Consider the following 19,419-nt stretch of genomic DNA (forward strand, 5'->3'; position numbering starts at 1 on the left):
CGTTCTCCGCCCGGGCCGGGGGTGCGGCCGCCGCGACGGATGGGGATCGGGAACGCCTCGACGTTAGCGCCGTCCGGGGAGCCCGGCACGGCCGTGAACCGCGAGGTGGAACCGGCCCGGTGTGCAATTCACCCGACCGGCAGGGCGACAGGGCCACGACGAGCCGGTCGCCCGCCCCGACGAAGGCGATGGCGTCCGCCTCTCCCTGCTCGCTTCTCCGGGTGGTCAGGCGCGGCGCTCCTCCGGGTGGTCGAGGCGCAACCCCGATCGGGCCTCGCCCCGCCTCGCTCCGGGCGGGTGCGGCGCGCTGTCGGGCCGACGGGATCCCCGGAAAGCGCACCGGGGCCGGGTGGTGCTCGGCAGCGGCCGGCGAATCCAGGTCCGTGTACCCGCCCGCGCGGCACCGTAAGGAGCACGTGTGGTGGCCGCGTCGACGGCCCGTCCTCGCCGGTCGGGCCGGGCGGGAAGGCGTCCGGGATCACGGCGACGGCCTCGGCGAGCGGATCGGCCGCGCGCGAGCAGCCGCCGAAAGCGCTTCGCCGGCCACGTGAACGCCTCTCCCGGCGAGTCGGCTCCGGATACCGAAAAGGGCGACGAACCCGCGCGTCAGCGCACCCGTCCCCGCGGCTTCAGGGGTACTGGTGGGAGTTCGGGGGCCGACAGGCGACCACCGTCGTAGCCGTGCACCTCGCCGAAGCGCGAGCCCTCCGTCCAGTCCTTCCTGGCCGCCTCGATCTCCTCCTGGGAGCGGCCGATGAAGTTCCACCACATGAGGAGCTCCTCCTCGAACGGCTCACCGCCCAGGAGCATGAGGCCCGCGTCGGAGTCCGCGCGCACGGGAAGCTCGCGACGGCCGCAGCCGAGGTAGAGCATGGAACCGGGCAGCACGGGTACGCCGTCGACCTCCGCCTGGCCGGACATGGCGAGCACCGCGTACTCGAAGTCCGCTTCGAGCGGGAGGCGGACGTCGGCACCGGCGGTGAGAGCGAGGTCGGCACCGACGATGGGGGTGTAGGCGGTGCCGGGCGAGACGGCTCCGTCGAGCCCGCCCAGGATCAGCGTGGCCGTGAGACCAGGGGCGGTGACGACCGGCAGGTCGGTGTGGTGCTGGAAATGCGGCTCGACATGACGGTGCGCGTCCGGCAGGGCGACCCAGAGCTGGGCACCGTGCAGAAGCCTCGCGTGACTCTTCGGACTCTCCTCGGAGTGGCTGATGGCCCGGCCCGAGGTCATCAGGCCCAGCTCGCGGGGGCGGATCGTCTGAAGGCTGCCGAGGCTGTCCCGGTGCAGGACCTCGCCCTCGTGCAACCAGCTGACCGTCTGCAGCCCCATGTGGGGGTGGGGCGGCACCTGCATCCCGGGCTCGTCGGCGATGTCGTCGGGGCCGTAGTGATCGACGAAGGCCCACGCGCCGACCATCCGGCGGCCCAGGTTGGGCAGCAGCCTGCGCACCTCGGTGGACTCCCCCAGCCGGACGTGGCGGGGTGCGAGGAGTTCGCGCACGGGCTCGGCTACGACGAAACCCCGTCCTCCGCAGACGGAGGGCACGGCCTGGCGATCGAGATTGCTCATGGCGATGAATCTACATCTAGGGTGTCACCTGCCCTGACCTGCTCTGGTACGCGAATCGAGTGATTAAATGGGAGAGGACTGGGAAACGGCGGCAGCCACACATCCCCCTCCCCCACGAACTTCTCCCACCGCTCCTGCAACGATTCCGCGATCCGTGATTCCATCGCCGGTGTCACGTTCGCGTACACGCCTTCCACTCCACCGAGCTCGTGTCCCATGCGAGCCTCGACCGCCACCCGCGGGTGCCCACCCTCGTCGAGCCACTCCTTGTGGCCGTGCCTCAGGAGATAGATCCGTTTCTTCGCCATTTCCGGCACCGCAGGAATCTCCGGCCGTGCACTCGCGTTCTTCTTTCCGCTCGCGGACCTTCTTTCGCGGAGCGGCGTTCTTTGCTTCCAGTGGTGTGGAAGGTTTGGCGGGTACTTCCGCCCGGTGATCGCGGTCGGCTCGCTCCGGCTGCGCTGACCCGGTTCCGCAGCCTCTCCGGACTCACCTCCAGATCGGTGGTGACGGCCCTGATCGTCGTGTCTGGACGCGACTCGTACAACGCGATCGCGTTCGCTGTGAACTCCGGTGGATAGCGCTTCGTGACCAGGGAGATGCGTTCTCCCGGACTCAAAATCCAAGTGTCTCGGATTTCCAAGATCCGGGATCAGGGCCCGACCGCCCGCACGGTTTGAAGCAGTGGGGACTGGAAACGGAGCATTCGCAACCGTGCCAGTCCCCGACGCTGCCAAGACCCGGGTGTTACGAACTCGGAGTCCGCGCAGACCCGATTAGTTAGAAGATCAAGCCAGCGTCCACCGCATCAAATAGACCAACCCCCATCCGCCGGCCGCCAGGATCAAACCGGTCGCAATCGACGCTCCCCACGCGTGTCGCGGCTTGAGCTCAGGCGGCTCTCCAGATTCAGGAGCCACACAGCGTTCGAACCACAGGCAGGCGAAGAATCCGAACCCAGTGGTCAGACAGACGGTGAACCATACACCACGGTTCTTCACCCGCATGTACCTGCGTGGCAGCGCGTAAGTCGCGGTCAACACGGCCACGCCCACGGCGACCACAGCCCAACACAGGACGGTGGATCGAAGAAAGAACGGATAGGCCACGGGCAGAAGAACGGCCAGGCCACCTGGTTCATATTGTGGCTGCCGGTCCCGGAAGGGGAGATCCTTTACGTGCACGCCCGCCTTAACAGCGATCGCTTCCTCCACAGCGGCCACGTCATTGCTGCCGTGGAGCGCACCCGGTACGTGCATGTGCAGTTCGCGGTAGATCAGCGGAGCCGTCTCCCAGAGCAGGTTCACCCCACGATCGTCGTACCCGATCTCAACTGCCGGCGGCCTGTCCGACCGGAGAGCCCTCACGAGGTCTTCCTGCGTACTCGGGATCGGGAACGCCTGGCACACATACGCCGCATACGACACGATCAAGAGCAGCAGAGAGACGAGCCGTGCCATCGCGGCAAGCAATTTCGCGAACCTGAGCGGCTGGGCTATGACGGAATCATCGGACATGAACTGTCACCGTACCGTAGAACTCCTGCGCAATGCTGGAGAAAGCATGACCGGAAGGGATGTCCCCCACCCCGGGGAGATGCGTCAGTGAGCCCACTCCTGTCTTATTGTAGGAGGCGAAAGCAATCGTGAAGGTACGAGATTTCTTCGATTGCGCGATCAGCTGATATTCCATGTTGTAGCTACCCAGGAAAGCTGTAGGAGTTTCATTTCCAGCCCTGCCGTCCGTCAGCATGCCGAGGAGGTCCTTCCCGATATTCGACTTCGCGTCCACATGGTCTCTATTGCCTCCGAGTTTATCCACTGGGGCATTGAAGTCGGCCGCGACGACCTTCTGGGCCAGCTCTCTCAGTATCTCATTGTGAGGTTCGTCGTCCATGAGTTGCTGAGTCAATGGACTTCCATCATCGAAGGGGATGTTGTTCACATCGCCTTTCCCGTCGGCCCACAAAAGCAGAATATCCCGCCAGCTAAGCTGCGGAGAATTACCGGTGAGGTAATTACATGCAGCGGCTTCCCCGCTGTTGACTGAGGCTCCCGAAACGCAAGGGCGCGTGTTTCCGGCGGTGGCCAGGATGTATTTCCGTAGCTGAATGGCCAGCTCTTTGTGAAGGCCGGGCTTCTCGTTCTTGACGAGGGCGTTCAATCCTCGTACGCAAGTTTTGTCGCAGCCGCCATTCTTTTTTGCGGGGCTACTGTTCTTCCCAGCCCCTCCCTGGCCGCTGGACGGTTTGCCACTTTTCCCGGATACCGATTTCGAGCCGCCGATGGCGCCCGGATATTCCTTGTTGGTGTTCTGGCCGCCGTCCGGGCACAGATCTCTGGGGCACAGACCTGTGGGGTCAGAGAGGGTGACCGGGTTGTTGTTGCTGTAGGTGTAGCCGTTGATCTGTTGGGGGTTGGTCAGGTCCATCACCGGATCGACGCTGACGAACCGGCCTGCGGTGGGGTCGTATTCGCGGGCGCCGAGGTGGGTGAGGCCGGTGGTTCGGGTGTCGTCGGTGCCGCCGATGAAGCCCTTGGTTCCGGGCCAGGAGGCCGGTTCGGTGCCGCGCGTGCCGCCGAAGGGCAGGGTGCGGCGCTGGGTGAGGTTCTGGGTGGTGGCGTCGATGGCGAGTTGGGCGGTGCCGTGGTGGTCGGCGAGGGTAATGGAGAGGCTGCCGTCGTCGGTCTGGACGGCGGTGTGTCCGCTTCCAAGGTCGTAGTAGCGGGTGGCCTTGGGGGTGGTGCTTCCCTTGGCGAGGGTGATCTCGGTGCCACCGAGGTAGACAGTGGTCTCAGTGGGGTGCGGCCGATGAGGCGGTTGCCGTCGGCGTCGTAGAGGTACTCGGTGACCTTGCTGGTGCTGTTTTCGCCGGGTTCGGTCACCTTGGCCAGGTGGCCTTCGGCGTCCCAGGCGAGGTTCTGGGTGGTGCCGTTGAGTGTGCGGGTGGTGGTGTTGCCCGTCTCGTCGTAACCGTAGGTGTCCTTCGCGGTACCAGCGGGGCCGGTGGTGGTGACGGAGGACAGAGCGTGCGGGTGGGCGCTGCCCGGGGTGGGGTAGGTGTAGGCGCGCTTGGTGTCCTTGGAGGTGTCACCCGCAGTGTCGTGAAGCGTTTCGGTGGTGCGGTTGCCGACCAGGTCGTAGGCGTAGGAGTTCCAGTAAGGGGCTGGTCCGCCCAGCACGCTGCTGCTGGGGACGGTGGCGCAGTTGGTGGTGTTCTGGGTCCAGGCTTCGGTGAGGCGGGCCAGGTAGTCGTACGTGAAGCACTGGTTGTCGGTGCCGGAGCGGGAGACGTCGGAGACGGACAGGACGTTGCCGGCCTCGTCGTAGTGGTAGGTGCTGTTCTGGTCGACACCGGCGATGTCCTGGCGGTCGACTCGTGAAGCGGCCAGGCGCTGGGTGCCCCACTCATAGGTGTTGGTGATCCAGGTCTTCTTGCTGCTGTTGCTGGCCAGTTCGTACTGCAGCGGTTTGCCGGTGAGGCTGTAACTGGTGGTGGCCTTCAGGCCTTGGCTGCTGCCGATCGTGATCGGCAGCAGAGTGGCATCGTCGTAGGTGAAGGACACTGTGGCCGCCGAGTGGGAGCCCGCCTTGGGGTAGCCGATGCCCTGCACGGTGCCGGAGACGTTGTATGTGGTTGCCGTCAGGTAGTTGCCCTGGAGGGCGTCTTCGGCGGAGGGGACGGTGACGGAGGTGCGCAACGGGCGGTAGAGGCGGTCGTAGGCGACGACCTTAGTGGTGTAGGCGTTGCCGTTGTCGTAGCGGGTGGATTCCGCCGGCTGGCCCTTGGCACCGCTGACGGTGTCGTACTTCCAGGACGCACGCGGAGCGCCGGTGGCCGATCCCTCCCTCAGTTCGGTCTTGCGGCCCAGGTTGTCGTAGCCGTACCACAGAGCCGGGGTGCCGGGGCGGGCGTCCTTGGTCGTGGTCAGCTGCCCGCGGTCGTCATACGTGCTGTTGGTGGTGCCCTTGTCCGGGTCGGTGGTCTTCGTCTGCCGACCGAGCAGGTCGTACGTATACGTCCAGACGCTGCCCGCCGGGTCAGTGACCGTGCTGAGCTGTCCGCGCGGCGTGTAGGTGTACTTCGTCGTGTCGTAGGCCGTCTCCGCACTGCGGGCGTGGTATTGGCGCAGTTCGGTGGTCTGGCCGCGGGCGTCGACGAGCGTCGTGGCGGCGGTACCGCCGACCGGCGGGAGGACCGTGGTGCGGTCGCCGCCGTAGATCGTTTTGGTGGTGCCGAGTACGGGGCCGCCGTCGCCGTTGCCCGCGATCTGCTTCGCTTCGGTCTGGCGTCCCAGACCGTCGTAGGCGTAGCGGTTCTGCGTTTCGACACTGAGAGCGTCCTCCGGCTTGAACAGACCGGTGCCGGGACTCCCGGTGGTGTAGTAGGTCGCGAACTCCTTGGTAACCAGGCCACGTTCGTCGTAGAGGGTGTCGGTCAGCAGACGTCCGCCGTCGGGGCCGGGCTCCTGGGTCTGGCGGGGGCGCAGGAAGCCGTCGGAAAGGGCGTAGGAGGTGCGCTGAGCACCGTTGTTACCGAGCGTCTTGGTGCCGATCACAACGGGTTTGCCTTCGGTTACCGTGTAGGTGAACTCGTAGTTGGGGGTTTGTCCGGTGAGACGGTCGGCCAGCCACACCTTGGTCGAGCGTCCCAGTGCGTCGTAGGCGAAGTTGGTGACGTTGCCGTTGGTGTCGGTCTGGGCCAACGGCATGCCTCGGAGGATGTCCTGGGTGGTGGTCGTGGTCTGGGCGGTGGTCGCGTCGCCCGCCTTGGCCGGGGGTGTGGTCACCTTCACCTTGGTCTCGAAACCGGTGGCCGGGGTGCGTTCGGTCGTGGTGGTACGGCCGTCCTTACGCTCGGTCCGCGTGATCGCCCCGGCAGCGGTGACCGTCACGTCGGCGGTCAGATCGGTGCTGGTCAGCCCGCGGCCGTAGGAGTCGTAGGTGGTGCCGGACTCGAGGTAGACAGCGGTGGTGCCGTCGTAGTTCTTGAGCACCGCGTTTGCCGTCGCATCCCCCTTGGTCGGGGCCGCATTATAGGCGCCGCCGTCGTAGGCGATATGCACGTCGGACATCACGTCCGCGGGCCGGCTGACATTCGCGCCGCAGGCCTTCGACACCGTCTCGACACGAGAAGGCAAAGTGAGGATGTTGGCGTCGGTGTTGGTCGCATACGTGGTGCGCGTGCACTTGTCGTCGGCGGACGTGCTGTCGTCACCGAAGTCGTCAGTCTGTTTGATCCGCCCGGCCACCGTGTCGTAGGCGTTGGCGACAGACGTGGTGCGCCACTTGGCACCCGCGCCGTCGTCCAGCGAGGTCCAACTGCGGGAGCCCGCCGTTCCGGTGAAGTTGGCGGTGACGGTGCCCCAGCTGCGGGTCTTCTTGGCCGTCTGGTGCCGCCAGGGCCGGTTGACCGTCTTGGCCAGGGCCTTCCCGGCAGGCCCCGAGTAGCTGACGTTCTTGTACGCGAAGCCGGCCGCCGACTCATGGTCGGTGATCGGATCGCCCTCATCACCGTCCAGAGTCACGGACACGGACTTGGTACCGCCGGAGGCATCCTTGCGGTCACCGTCCATGCCACGCAGGAAGTACGTGTCCTCCTGCGACTTCATCGCCGCGGCGCCGCCCTGACCACCCGTCTGCACACGGACTTGGCCGTAGCCGTGCCACTGCGACCAGGTCTTGAACTTCTCCTTGGTCAGCCCGTCGTCATCGTCGTAGTGCCAGGCTGCCCCGCCCAAGTACTGATAGGAGGTGACCTGATCGGGTGCCCCGCCGGTGCGGTCCGTGGCCGTCATGGAGGTGACCACGTACTTGTTGAACCACTGCAGCTCGGGATCGTCCGTGCTGCTGCCGCCGATGTACTGCGGGAAGCAGCGCGTGGTGTTGGTCTGCGGAGTCGGCAAAGCGCTGAACGCGCAGACCGGCGCGGAGTAGTTGACGTCGATCTGACCGCCAGACTCATCGGCGACCGTGGACAGACGCGCCTTGATGAATGGCGCGTAGCCGTCACCGATCTCGTCCAGCCGGTTGGCCAGCTGGGTGTAGGCGAAGGTGGTCTTCGGCAGGCTGATCACCGGAGTGGCGGTGCGTCCAGTGCGCTGGACGGAGTCGAGGAGCAACTGGTAGTCGGTGTCGGCCATGCCCCAGCGGTGGGTCAGCTGCCAGGAGTCGACGTCCTGGTAGGTGCTGCCGTCGTAGACCTGGGTGGTCACCTGGGCAAGCCGCTTGCGGGTGAAGAACACCGGGGAGAAGCGGCCCTTGTCACAGTCCTTACCGGTGTCGCAGTTCAGGTCCCACGGGGTGTCGTACCAATGGAAGGCGTCCTTGGTGATGTCCGCGCAGCCGGTGGCGGACAAGCAGCGCTCGGTGTTGGTGAAGCTGACCTTGGCCAGAGGCTTGGTGCCGTACACGGAGGACGACTTCAGCCCGTATTCGATACGGTCCAGGGTGCCGCCGCGCACGTAGCGGGTGTTGTCCGACGCCTTCAGGTTGCGGCCGTAGGAGTTGGTCTCCTGGTTGTAGTAATACACAATCGCGTTGCCGTGCACATCGACGGCATAGTCCAGATTCCACCGCCAGGCCTGCCGACACCAGGAGTCCGCGAACGCCAAGGCGTGACACGGCTCTCCCGTGTCGTTGCCGAACACTGGAACCGTCCAGGTGGAATCGGTGGTGGGCTTGCCGTCCGCCCAGCCGGACAGCCGATTGTAGCCGAAGTAGTAGCGGGTGCCATTCGCGGCGGTCAGGCGCCAGTACTCGCCGTCGTTGTCACCGTTGCCGCGGTCGCTGGAGGTCAGACGGTCGATCTTCGTGCCGTCATCGTCCTTCAGCTTCCACGAATCGGTGCCGTTCGGGACCAGTTCGCCACCCTTGCCATTGAAGGTGATGAACGCGTTGTCGTAGGCCCAGCACAGGTCTCCGGGCTTGTTTCCGTCCGCGTTCTTCACACCGTCTTCATCGCAGGGCTTGTACTTGCGTTCGATGAAGCCCGGCCACAGATCGAAGCCGTCACCCGCCCAGGACGCCTGGTTGTTGGAATTGCCGGTGCGGCCGTCGATGGAACCCGACGAGTACGACAGCCCCACACTGGGGGTCAGGCCGCCGGGCACGTCCGGCACTGGCATGCCGTACGACCAGGAGAAATCACCGGTGTTGAGATTTGTGTCCCACGTCGCAGAGGGGGAGAGCGACGTGGCCTTGTAGTCCCCCTTGGCGCTCTGCGTCTCCGGTACAGCGGCCAGTACCGTGGCAGCGCCGAAGCTGAGGGACACGCTCTGCGCGGTGAGGGTTCGCTTCTCGGTGTCGTTGACCGTTGCCACCGGCTCGCTGGTACGACAGCGCGCCTCATCGGGGGTGGTCAGTGCACACTCAGGCAGCTGGACCAGCGTCAGACGGGAGGCGTAGCCGCCACCGTAGGCGTCGGCGAAACCGGAGTAGTCCAGCTTCGCCCGCACCCGGCCGTTCTGTTCGTCCTCGGGGCGCAGAGTGAAGAGTACCCCGTCGATGCCGGCCTTCTTCGCGGCCCCGCGGTCAAGGACGCGTGCCTCGACCGCACCGCTCGCCGGCTTCTTACCAGCGCTTCCCTGCGTGTCCAGGGTAAGCGGCAGCCCCTTGGCCCGCACAGGCGCCGAAGCAGTAGCCCTCTCACCGGACATGGGCAGTTCGACCACTGCGGTCGCCGCTTTCGGCCAGGCCGCAGCCGGTGGTGTCTGCGGGGTGCGCGGCCCCTTCATCAGCGTGCGCGGCTTGACCTCGACCGGCGTCACGGGGACAGGTTTCTCGGCGTGGGGAAGGGCTGGACGGCCCGTGCCGCCTTCTGCCGCGAGGGCCGGTTGTGCCACTCCCTGCAAGAGCGTGCCGACCATGACCGCAGCCGAGGCCAGCGCGGCGCGTCGTCGCAACCCCCTGAACCGCCTGCTCGATCTAATGCCGTTCATCCTGTCCTTCGTCCTTACTCTTCATTGCAAGCCCGGCCTGCTCGGTGGGCGCAGGTCGGAGCGGAAGTCGAACGTCAAGCAGAAAAGGTCGTGGCGGGCCCAAATCATGGCCCGCCACGGTAGGTCAGTCATCCCCCGGGACGTCGGTGTCCATGCCGGGCATTCCGGCGGCCAGGCGCTCAATCTGGTTCTGGCTCAACGGACCCTGGAATGCCCACACATCGGACACCGCACCGGGCCAGTATTCGCCCCACGTGCTCGTGCCCGTCTTGGCGCGGCCGAGCTGCATCGGCTGGGACGACGTGAACGCCAGCACGTCATCCGCCCACGAGAACCTGTCCGTGCAAGTCGAGTCGTCCTGAACCCCGTCGTCGTCCGCACATGCGGCCTCTTCCAGCTCACCGTTCACATACAGCGACAGATGCTTGGCGAATCCGTCATAGACAAGGGCTACATGTGTCCAGTCGGTCGGGCTGAAGAACTGCCCGTTGTCGACCTTTGCGACCGTAGCGCCCGAGGCGTCAGCGGACGCCATGGCGATCCGCCATCGCCCGGGATCCTTGTCCGGTGTGGCACTGGGCTCATAGCGCACCGTGAACGCGCTCTGCGTCGTACCCGGCATACTGAGCAGGGCCACACCCTTCTGCGGGACGGCGGCGGCCTGCACAAACGCGCTGACAGTGAAGCTGGCGCGGGTATCCACCGGCGCCGAGGACGTCACGCCATAGCCACCGACGCCGTCGAGCGTCACACCGCCGTCGACCCAACCCGAGCCGACCTTCGCGCCGCCGTACAGCGTCATCGCATTGCCCGAAGCCGACGCATCCGGCGTCGTCAGCGGGGAGCCCGACGCCGTCTCGAACTTCCAGCGCCCCTTCACCAACGGCCGCTGCTTGAACATCTGCTGGACCTCGTCCGCGGACACCGGACGGTCGAAGAGCCGAACGTCGTCGATCTGGCCGGGGAAGTACTGGATGAGGTTGCCGCCGTCGATACTCAGCGCGCCTACCTGGACCCTGCCACCGGCGTACCACGGGCTGGCCTGAGCGACGCTTCCGGCCTTGGTTCCGTTGACGTATAGAGTGAGGGTCTGGGCCACGGCGTCGTGAACTCCGACCAGGTGCACCCATTCTCCTACCCGTGCGCTGGTCCCGTCGGGTTGAATGGCACGGATCTGTGTGGCCCCCGCAACGTCGGCCGAATACTGGGTGAAGCCCCAGCGGTTGTATGTCTTTGAGTAATACAACTCAAAGCCCGGCCGGTTCTTGCCCAACTGTGCGACGATCGTGGCTGCCTGATCCGGTGTTCGGTCGAGCTTGGCCCAGGCGGACACTGCGAAGGGGCGTTGGGTATCGGAGTGCGGTGCCTCGGTGTGCGCGTATTCGCTCTTGCCGTCCAGCTTCAGCGCATGGCCCGCGACGCCGGAAGTGCCGAGCTGGGCGTCACCGACGAGTGTCAGGGGTTGGGTCTCTGCGTGACCCACGACCTCGGTGGCACCTGGTACCTCGTCCAGCGGAAATCCCGCACGGGCGGTGCGCCCATTGCCGATCGATTCGAGACGGTACAGGTGGGTGACCTCGGTGGCGCTGACCGGCTTATCGAAGATCCGCAGTTCGTCGATGCTGCCGGGGAAGTAGTTCTTGACTGCCCCATTGAGGCTCGCGGCTCCGATCTGCAGCCCACGGCGAGCATCCCACGCGGTCGTATACGGCGTGGAGCCGACCAGGGCCCCGTTCACATACAGCCGCAGCTCCTTGTCGCTCCCGCTGTAGACACCCACCAGGTGGGTCCACTCATTCGCGGTCACACCGCCGGCCTGCGGAGCCATCGCTCGGGCGACAGAGGCTCCTGGGGTGTCGGACGTGTACTGGTTGAAGACCCACCGGTCGTAGGGCTGGGAGTAGTACAACTCGAAGCCTGGGGAGTAATTGCCCGGCTGAGTTACGACAACAGCAGCTTTAGCCGGGACTTGGTCGAGTTTGACCCAGGCCGAGACGCTGAAGCCGTTGGCCGTGTTGACCGTCGGGATGTCGGTTTCCGCGTAGCCGCTTGTGCCGTCCAGGTGCAGGGCGGTGCCCTTCTTGCCCGCGACACCCGTGGTGGCGCCACCGTGCAACGCGGCGACGCGCGCACCGGAGCTGCCCGCAGCCTGGCTTGCCGCGGCCGGGTCGTCCATCTGCCACATCGCCCGCTCCGGCTGCCCGGCCTTCACCCGGAACTGGTAGGTGCGGACCTCACTGCCGGTCCCAGCGGCGTTGAACGCCTTGGCGGTGACGAAGTTCAGCCCCTCCTTGGCCGGAAGCATCTTCGCGATCTGCGCGGCGCCTGCGGACGTGGTGATCGTGTTCGCCGATGTGGGGTCGCCGTTGATACCGAACCAGTACTTGATCACATCAGTGTTGGCGGCCTTGAGCTCGAACGACCCGTACTTGCCCACCCCGTCGAACCACGGATCGTCCGGGTTCTCCGGATCCGAGGCCGGATAGTCGCCCGAGGAGATCGTCGGCGCCTTCGGTACCGTCGTGTCGTAGACGAAGTAGCACCCCGTGGAACCGCCTGCGTACGACCACGGTGAGTACTGCGCGCCGTCGTACGCGCGCGCGTACCAGTTGACCTGCTTGTTCTGCGGGATCGAGGACGGCAGGCTGATGGTGAAGCTGAACCCGGACTTCTTGTACGAGGTGAGCGCCGGCGACCACCGTGCGATCAGCCCCTTGCCGTCGCCCGCATCCCATTTCGCCTGGAACTGCACCGCGACGTTGTCGCCGTCAGGGTCGGTGACATTGTTCGCGTTGATCCCGCCCAGACTGCGGATGTGCACCGCGTCAGAAGCCTTCTTGCAGGCCCCTCCGTACTCCATGGTCAGCTGCGACGTCTTGATCTGGGACGGCGGACGATTGTACTGCACTCGCAGATACGCGTTGTTCGAGAATCGCTTCCACCCGTAGGCGTCTGTCTCGTTCGCGGCCTGAAGGCCGAACGTCATCGTCGCCCAGTTCTTGTTCGCGGCCTCCTGCACCGCGGACTTCACGTCGAACTCGGCGTCCTTGGCCGCACACCCTTCATAGCCGTAGGCGAAGGACTTCGAAGTCAATTGCTTGATCCAGAAGCCGGACGCGTTCTGCGAGTTCCACGTCGTCGACGACGAGATGTCCTTCGTCCGCCACAGCTGCACGCTGCGCGCATTACAGGACGCCGACCAGGTGTTGCGCACCACGAACTCCGCCGACAGCACGGACGTGCCCGCGAACTTAGACACCGGGATTCGGTAGAAGAGACGCTTGGTGTCGTTGGGCTGGCAGTAGGCCCAGCCGCAGTAACCCATGCCCGCGTCCGACTGGCCGTTGAACTTCCACTGCGGTGACGACGCCCAGTACTTCGACGCCATCGTCCACGCCGACGCCTTCGGCGAATACCACTGCGGGTCGATGAACACCGGGTACACCGTGTCCTCCCCCTTCAGCACCAGCTCGTCCTGGCCTGCCGATACCTCCACGCCGACCGGCGCCAGCTTCCCCGACTCCGTCGCTCCCGGCTCCTCACTGCCAGAACCCTTGGCAGTGGCCGCGCCCAACGACCGCACGCCAGCCGCCTGCTGCGCCGGAGATCCCTCACTGGAATCCCACATGAGCGGCTGCGGCGCATCGAACACCGCACTTCCGGCGCCCTTGTCGACGGCCGCCAGACCGCCCTCGTCCGTCTCGCGGAGGTTCACGCCCTCGCCGTCCAGCTTCAGCCGCAGCGCGGCCAGCTCCTTACTGGCCGCCGCCTCAGCGGACTTGACTATGAGCAGCTGCGTAAACCCGCCCTCCTGCGCTGCCAGCCGCAGGTCCACACCAGGCAGAACATCCGGGTACGTAGCAGTGTCGGCCTCGATCCGCGGAGCGGGAAGCAACCCCGGCCAGGACAGCGCCAGCTTCCGCCCCGCCTTCGTCATCCGGACCATGGGCGCGTCACCGCCGCCCGAGAACTCCAGACCGATCGTGGTGACCTTCGGTGCGACCGTGCCGCTACTGGTCTTCGCCAGGTCGGTATCAATCGGCTTCCACTGGCCCTGCACCCTGGCTCGCACCGGACGCAAATACTCCCGGGCCTCCAAGTTCCCTTCGGGTGTGGCATAGACCTCGCTGCTTTCTCCTCGCAGCGAAGCTACCTCCACCGACTCACCTGTGCGCCTGGCCAGAGCATGAGCCTCGGTCTCGGTCAGCGCGGACTGTTCGTCGGACGTTGCTTCCGACGTCTTCGATGTCACAGTGGCCCGTGCTTCGCCGCGGACCACTGCCACCGCGCTGATCGCCGACACTCCGCTCAGCGCCACCGCAGTGGACAACACCACCCCGACGACACGCAATCGCCCACCCACAGGCATGACACACCCTCCCCACAAAGCCTCTGCAGGCTCCGCCACATCGTGAGTGATCTTTTACAGATCACGCACAGGAGGGGAAAGCGTTGATCACAGGAGATCTAGTACTCCAGTGCGAATTCGATAGCTGGTTCGATGACCTGCGGGGTAGTCAGCCAGGCGTTTTGTGGAGATGGGGCGGGGCGAGCGAACGCGCGGTCATCTTGAACGAGTTGGCGCAAGGCATCCGTCCGCTCGACCAGGGTGTCGGCTGGTTCGAGGGCCTTGGCGACACTGAGCAATTCGAAGTCCTGCGCGACCTGGGAGGGTTCTGTATCCAGGCTCGGGCAACCAGCGAGGACGGGTCGAGAGCATCCGCAGAGCCGGCATCCGCCCCACCCACACCCCGGCCGTGCTGGTCACACGCGGACGCCTCACCGAGCAACCGACAAAGATCACCAATCTTCCGCAGGACGAGCGGGTCAAGGCATTCCGCCTGCTGGTCGCACTTCTTGGCGTCGCTGATGATCGGCGACGGCTCCGCTTCTGCGCTGACGGATGCGGGCACACCTGGCACCACCTGAGGACCGGAGCGGGCACCGAAACGGCCACCGCGTGATCATCAGGGGTTGTGTGGACTACTGAAGATCGTGCGGTGGCCGCGGGCCACAGCATAGACGCCGCCCACTGGCGGGCGATGTTCGACCAGGCCATGGCCCGGATCGCGGGCCGGTTCAGGCGCGTTGAACCGCGCGCGCCGGCCGGGCTGGCGGACAAGACAGTGATGGGGCTTTTGAACCAAGCTCCTATAAAGTCACGAATGCCCGTCCGGTCGCGTGTCAGTGGCTTCTCCGAGTGGATCGACGGATCCAGCGCAAGACAGTCCGACGACGTCCGTCTGCCCATGAGTCAGACCCCTCGGAGAAGCCACTGACATCCTCACTGTCTGCCCAGCTTTGGCACGGGTTCGGTTCCGGTCGGGCCCTGGCGGGCGGGGTGGTCAGGGGGATCAGGCCGGTGCGGGTGGGTCGTGGACGGTGCTGAAGAGGTCTGTCCAGGCGTGCTGCCAGGGCCAGTTGTGCGGTAGGTGCAGGGCGATGCGTCGTGCGGATCGGGCGATCCGGGCTGGGACCTGGACGAGGTGGGTGCGGAGGGTGGCGGTGGTGGCTCTGGCGTGGAAGGCGGAGGTCAGCGCACCTGCGGCCCGCAGCAGGTTGTAGGTCATGGCCCACAGGGTCAGCCAGGCGGCGTTGGCGTGGAAGTGTCCGGACGGCAGGTGGGCGATGGCACCGGCTTTGCTGTCCGCGATGACCTGTTCGACGACGGCGTGATGGCGGTGTTCGCGTTCGGCCTGGAGGGTTTGTGCGGGCTGGTCGGTGAAGAACGGGTGGTAGCGCCAGACGGGGAACAGTTCGCCCTGCTCGCCCACGACGGCGGGTTTGGCCAGGTCGCGGACCCGGCGCACGATCAGCCGCGCGGTGAATCGCTCCGGTTTCTTTCGGCTGGCGAACGCGGTGTACTGGGGTATCTCGGCGCCTTCGGCGTCCGGGATGAGTTCACCGGTGGCGGGATCGGGCACCGCGGTCGGGTATGTGATCTGCTGCCATGCCTGGTCGGGAATGCTGAGGACGGCCCGTTTGATGGAGGGGTTCATCCCGCAGGTGATCGAGAAGCGGGCTCCGGCCCGGCGGCAGGCGGCGATCACCCCGGCGTTGCAGAACTGCGAGTCGGCCCGCAGGATGCGCAGGCCGGTGCAGCCGGCCTCGCGGGCGGTGGCCGGCGCCTCGCTCACGAGTTTCGGGGCGCCCCGGGAGTCGGCTGCCTTGCCGCGGCGCATCCGCACGGTGGCGATCACCGGCCGCGAGGTGGGGGCGCAGATCGTGGCGAGCAGGGGGTGCAGGGTACGGATGCCCTTGAACCGGCCGTACTCGGCGCCCTGCTTGGGCCCGGCCGTAGACCCGCTGGTGAGTGGAGTCGACATCGATGAACGCCGGCTCGTCCGAGCCCGGCAGCACGGGCGTGTGCACGGCCAGTGCGGCCAGGAACCGGCGGTGGACAGCCCGGGGGTTGAAGGACATGACCGTGGGTGAACGCGCGCAGGAACGTGCCCAGCGTGGACGGGGAACGGATCCCGCCGAACACGGCCGGCATCGCCCCATGGCGCAGAACGTTCAGGTCGTCGATGCTGTCCGCACCCGCGGCCATCCCGGCCACGATGCTGGTGACCTTGGCATCCGCTGCCGCGCCCGCGCCGTTCTTTGCCCCGGCCAGCTTCACCTTCTGGGCCGCCAGACGGGCAAGCCCGCACCGCTCGGCCAGCCGCAGTACCGGCACCAGCCCGGCATGCGCGATCAGACTCGGGTCATCGAACGCAGCGGAGACCGCCGCCGGAGTACGGGAAACTTGCATCTCGGAAGTGCCTTGCCGATCGTGCGTGCCGGAAGCCTGAAGAACTCCCATCATCACAGGTCACAAGGCACTTCCTCGTTTCAAGAAGAGTTACCCACAGACATCGAATCGGTGGATCAAGGCTTAGTGGAATATTCAATCATCATGCCGTGTTGGAGCAACTGCCGGGGACGCCGGACATCCGGTCCGGGGCCGGCGGGACCGGGGCGCTCCGCGAACGGTCCGTGAACGAGGAGATCACATGAGCAACGGCTATTTCGAGTACGGGACGGCCGCGGACCGCTGGGACCGCGCGCAGATGTTCTTCGAAACCAAGGAGTACATGCCCGCCGCCCGGATCCTCGAAGGGCTGGTCGAGGAGGTGCCGGAGCAGGTGGCGCCGCGGCTGCTGCTGGCCCGCGCCTACTACCACTCGGCGCGGCTTCGCAGGGCGGAGGAGGAACTGCGCGCGGTGCTGGAGCGCGACCCGGTGGAGCCCTACGCCCGGCTGATGCTCGGCCGCACGCTGGAGCGCCAGGGGCGGGACGCGGAGGCGTCCGGCCATCTGCGGATGGCGGCGGCGTTCTCCGGTGACTTCGACACCGAGCCGGGCCGCATCGGCCGCTGAGCGGGACGGAACGGTCGCGTCCCGGGACGAGGGCGCGCCGGTGGCCCGGCAGCTGCGGGAGAGCCGCTGCCGGGAAACGGGGGTCGTGCGCACCGGCCGGCACCGGCCCCAGGGGCACGCTGCTCCTGTGTCGGGTCCGGCCTCGGTGCGGACGGAGCACGGTCCGGCGTGGGCCCCGTCGGGCCCGGAGCCGTCTCTCCTGGGCGAACACCCGGGAGAGACGGTCCGAACGCCCGAGGTGGGACGTGCCCGAACACCTGGAGGGGCCCGAACACCTGGAAGGGGCGGACCCGCCGGGGGCTACGCGTCCCGGTACGCCTCCAGCAGCCGCAGCCAGACCTCGCTGATCGTCGGGTAGGAGGGGACGGCGTGCCACAGCCGGCCGATGGGGACCTCGCCCGCGACGGCGATCGTCGCGGAGTGGAGCAGTTCCCCGATGCCCGGTCCGACGAAGGTGGCCCCGAGCAGGATCTCGCGGTCGAGGTCGACGACCATGCGGGCCCGGCCCTGGTAGCCGTCCGCGTACAGGCCCGAGCCCGCCACCGCGGCGAGGTCGTGGTCGACGGCACGTACGCGGTGACCCGCCCGTTCGGCCTCGGCGAGGGTGAGGCCGACCGAGGCGGCCTCGGGATCGGTGAAGACGACCTGCGGCACGGCGGCGTGGTCGGCGGTGGCCGCGTGGGCCCCCCAGCGCCCGGCGTCGGTCGGGGTGCCGTGGGCGCGGGCGGCGATCGCGGCACCCGCGACCCGCGCCTGATACTTGCCCTGGTGGGTGAGGAGCGCCCGGTGGTTGACGTCGCCGACGGCGTACAGCCAGGTGAAGCCGTCGACGCGACAGCTGTCGTCGACGGCGAGCCAGGAGCCGGGCGTCAGGCCGACCGTGTCGAGCCCGAGGTCGTCGGTGCGCGGGGCCCGGCCGGTGGCGAAGAGGATCTCGTCGGCCACGATGCGCTCGCCGGTGTCCGTCTCCACGGTGACCGGGCCGTCGGGGGCGGGGCGACGCACGGCGGTCACGGAGGTTCCGGTACGGATGTCGGCCCCCGCCTCCGTCAGGGCCCGTGCGACCAGTTCGCCCGCGAAGGGTTCCATCCTCGGCAGCAGCCCCGGGCCCCTGACCAGGAACATCACCTGGGCGCCGAGCGACTGCCAGACGGTGGCCATCTCCGTGCCGACCACGCCCCCGCCGACGATGACGAGGCGGCCGGGCACCTCCTTGGCACTGGTCGCCTCCCGGCTGGTCCAGGGGCGGGCCCCGGCGGCGCCGGGCAGGTCGGGCACCACGGCGCGACTGCCGGTGCACAGCGCCACGGCGTGCCGGGCCGTGAGCAGATGCTCCGTGCCGTCGGGGGCGGCGACGGAGACGGTCCGCTCGCCGGTGAGCCTGCCCAGACCGCGGAAGATGTCCGCGCCGATGCCCTCCAGCCAGGCGGCTTGTCCGTCGTCCTTCCAGTGCGAGGTGTATTCGTCCCGGTGGGCAAGGACGGCGGCCGTGTCGAGCGGTCCTTGTACGGCCCCGGCAAGGCCGGGCACGCGACGGGCGTCGGCCCGGGCGACGACCGGGCGCAGCAGCGCCTTGCTGGGCATGCAGGCCCAGTACGAGCACTCGCCACCGATGAGTTCCGACTCGACGACCGCCGTGCTCAGCCCGGCCGCGCGGGCCCGGTCGGCGACGTTCTCGCCCACCGGCCCGGCTCCGATCACCACGACGTCGTATGCGGCGTTCAGGGAGGGATCTGTCATGGGGACAGTCTGGTCGCGGGTGTGGGCGACGGCCACACGGGCAGGCGGAATAGGACGCGCGCCGGCGCCGTTGTGCCGGTCGGATCCGAGCCGTACAGAAAGAAAGAGGGACAGAACATGAGCACCATTGAGCTCACCAAGGAGAACTTCGATCAGGTCGTGAGCGACAACGACTTCGTCCTGATCGACTTCTGGGCTTCCTGGTGCGGCCCGTGCCGCCAGTTCGCCCCCGTGTACGACGCGGCGTCCGAACGTCACGATGACCTGGTCTTCGCCAAGGTCGACACCGAGGCGCAGCAGGAGCTGGCCGCGGCCTTCGACATCCGTTCCATTCCCACGCTGATGATCGTCCGGGAGAACGTCGCGGTGTTCGCGCAGCCCGGGGCGCTGCCGGAGGCGGCGCTGGAGGACGTCATCGGCCAGGCCCGGAAGCTGGACATGGACGAGGTCCGCAAGTCGATCGAGAAGCAGAAGAACGGGCAGGGGAATTGACATCCTCTCCCCCTGAAGGGGGAGATTCCCGCCTACCGCGCCGTTGAAGGCTGCGGTGTCGGGTGGGTTCCCGCTTCGCTGCGCGGTGCGGGCACGGGCGCCCGTCCTACCTGCGCTCTGCAGGCTGTCACGGCCAGTCCGGCCGCCTTGGCGACGTTGACCGCCGCGCTGATGTCCCGGTCCAGGACCGCCCCGCATGCCCTGCACGTCCATTCCCGAACGTGCAGGGCATGCGGGCCGTCCTTCACGCCGCACTGCGAGCACACCTGACTGGTGGGCTCGAAGCGGCCGATCTTCACGAAGGTGCGCCCGTA

The 19,419-nt window shown here is 67.0% G+C and carries 7 protein-coding genes and 3 pseudogenes; 3 read left to right on the forward strand and 7 right to left on the reverse strand.

The annotated features are described in order from the left end of the window. Nucleotides 1-606 precede the first annotated feature (606 nt). The 4 genes and pseudogenes from ACFYXM_RS32760 to ACFYXM_RS32775 all read right to left on the reverse strand — a co-directional run bounded on the left by ACFYXM_RS32760 (nt 607) and on the right by ACFYXM_RS32775 (nt 13,881). Nucleotides 607-1,572 carry a pirin family protein gene (locus ACFYXM_RS32760; RefSeq protein ID WP_389294914.1) on the reverse strand — a complete coding sequence of 322 codons (966 nt, stop codon included), beginning with the start codon at nt 1,570-1,572 and terminating at the stop codon, nt 607-609. 788 nt (nt 1,573-2,360) lie between these two features. After that, nucleotides 2,361-3,089 carry a hypothetical protein gene (locus tag ACFYXM_RS32765; RefSeq protein ID WP_389294917.1) on the reverse strand — a complete coding sequence of 243 codons (729 nt, stop codon included), beginning with the start codon at nt 3,087-3,089 and terminating at the stop codon, nt 2,361-2,363. Nucleotides 3,090-3,759: 670 nt separating this feature from the next. Continuing rightward, a pseudogene (locus ACFYXM_RS32770) lies at nt 3,760-9,512 on the reverse strand (RHS repeat-associated core domain-containing protein); the annotation flags it as partial. A gap of 124 nt (nt 9,513-9,636) precedes the next feature. Next, the gene (locus ACFYXM_RS32775; protein WP_389294919.1) at nt 9,637-13,881 is read right to left on the reverse strand and encodes a LamG-like jellyroll fold domain-containing protein; all 4,245 of its coding nucleotides are present in this window, start codon (nt 13,879-13,881) and stop codon (nt 9,637-9,639) included. Nucleotides 13,882-14,090: 209 nt separating this feature from the next. On the opposite strand from ACFYXM_RS32775, the pseudogene ACFYXM_RS32780 reads away from it, so the two are divergent. After that, nucleotides 14,091-14,476: pseudogene (locus ACFYXM_RS32780) on the forward strand (DUF5958 family protein). A 390-nt stretch (nt 14,477-14,866) separates the two neighbouring features. Here the strand turns inward: ACFYXM_RS32780 and ACFYXM_RS32785 are convergent. After that, a pseudogene (locus tag ACFYXM_RS32785) lies at nt 14,867-16,266 on the reverse strand (IS1380 family transposase). 241 nt (nt 16,267-16,507) lie between these two features. Here ACFYXM_RS32785 and ACFYXM_RS32790 point away from each other — a divergent pair. Next, complete coding sequence (locus ACFYXM_RS32790) at nt 16,508-16,873, forward strand: tetratricopeptide repeat protein (protein ID WP_389294920.1); 366 nt, start codon at nt 16,508-16,510, stop codon at nt 16,871-16,873. A gap of 300 nt (nt 16,874-17,173) precedes the next feature. Here ACFYXM_RS32790 and ACFYXM_RS32795 read toward each other — a convergent pair whose 3' ends face one another. Continuing rightward, entirely contained in the window at nt 17,174-18,613 is a 1,440-nt protein-coding gene (locus tag ACFYXM_RS32795; RefSeq protein ID WP_389294922.1) for a dihydrolipoyl dehydrogenase family protein, read from the reverse strand. A gap of 117 nt (nt 18,614-18,730) precedes the next feature. Here ACFYXM_RS32795 and trxA point away from each other — a divergent pair, with 117 nt between their 5' ends. After that, the gene (trxA, locus tag ACFYXM_RS32800; protein ID WP_389294924.1) at nt 18,731-19,105 is read left to right on the forward strand and encodes a thioredoxin; all 375 of its coding nucleotides are present in this window, start codon (nt 18,731-18,733) and stop codon (nt 19,103-19,105) included. 32 nt (nt 19,106-19,137) lie between these two features. Here the strand turns inward: trxA and ACFYXM_RS32805 are convergent. Continuing rightward, on the reverse strand, nt 19,138-19,419 hold a 282-nt coding region (locus tag ACFYXM_RS32805; RefSeq protein WP_389294926.1), incomplete at its 5' end, for a zinc ribbon domain-containing protein.

Origin of the sequence: Streptomyces sp. NPDC002476 (assembly GCF_042889785.1) — a bacterium.
Classification (GTDB): domain Bacteria; phylum Actinomycetota; class Actinomycetes; order Streptomycetales; family Streptomycetaceae; genus Streptomyces.

What these genes read in the sequence shown, in the direction of transcription:
- ACFYXM_RS32760 (WP_389294914.1), bottom strand. Translation starts at nt 1,572, where the DNA reads ATGAGCAATCTCGATCGCCAGGCCGTGCCCTCCGTCTGCGGAGGACGG.
- ACFYXM_RS32765 (WP_389294917.1), bottom strand. Translation starts at nt 3,089, where the DNA reads ATGTCCGATGATTCCGTCATAGCCCAGCCGCTCAGGTTCGCGAAATTG.
- ACFYXM_RS32775 (WP_389294919.1), bottom strand. Translation starts at nt 13,881, where the DNA reads ATGCCTGTGGGTGGGCGATTGCGTGTCGTCGGGGTGGTGTTGTCCACT.
- ACFYXM_RS32790 (WP_389294920.1), top strand. Translation starts at nt 16,508, where the DNA reads ATGAGCAACGGCTATTTCGAGTACGGGACGGCCGCGGACCGCTGGGAC.
- ACFYXM_RS32795 (WP_389294922.1), bottom strand. Translation starts at nt 18,613, where the DNA reads ATGACAGATCCCTCCCTGAACGCCGCATACGACGTCGTGGTGATCGGA.
- trxA (WP_389294924.1), top strand. Translation starts at nt 18,731, where the DNA reads ATGAGCACCATTGAGCTCACCAAGGAGAACTTCGATCAGGTCGTGAGC.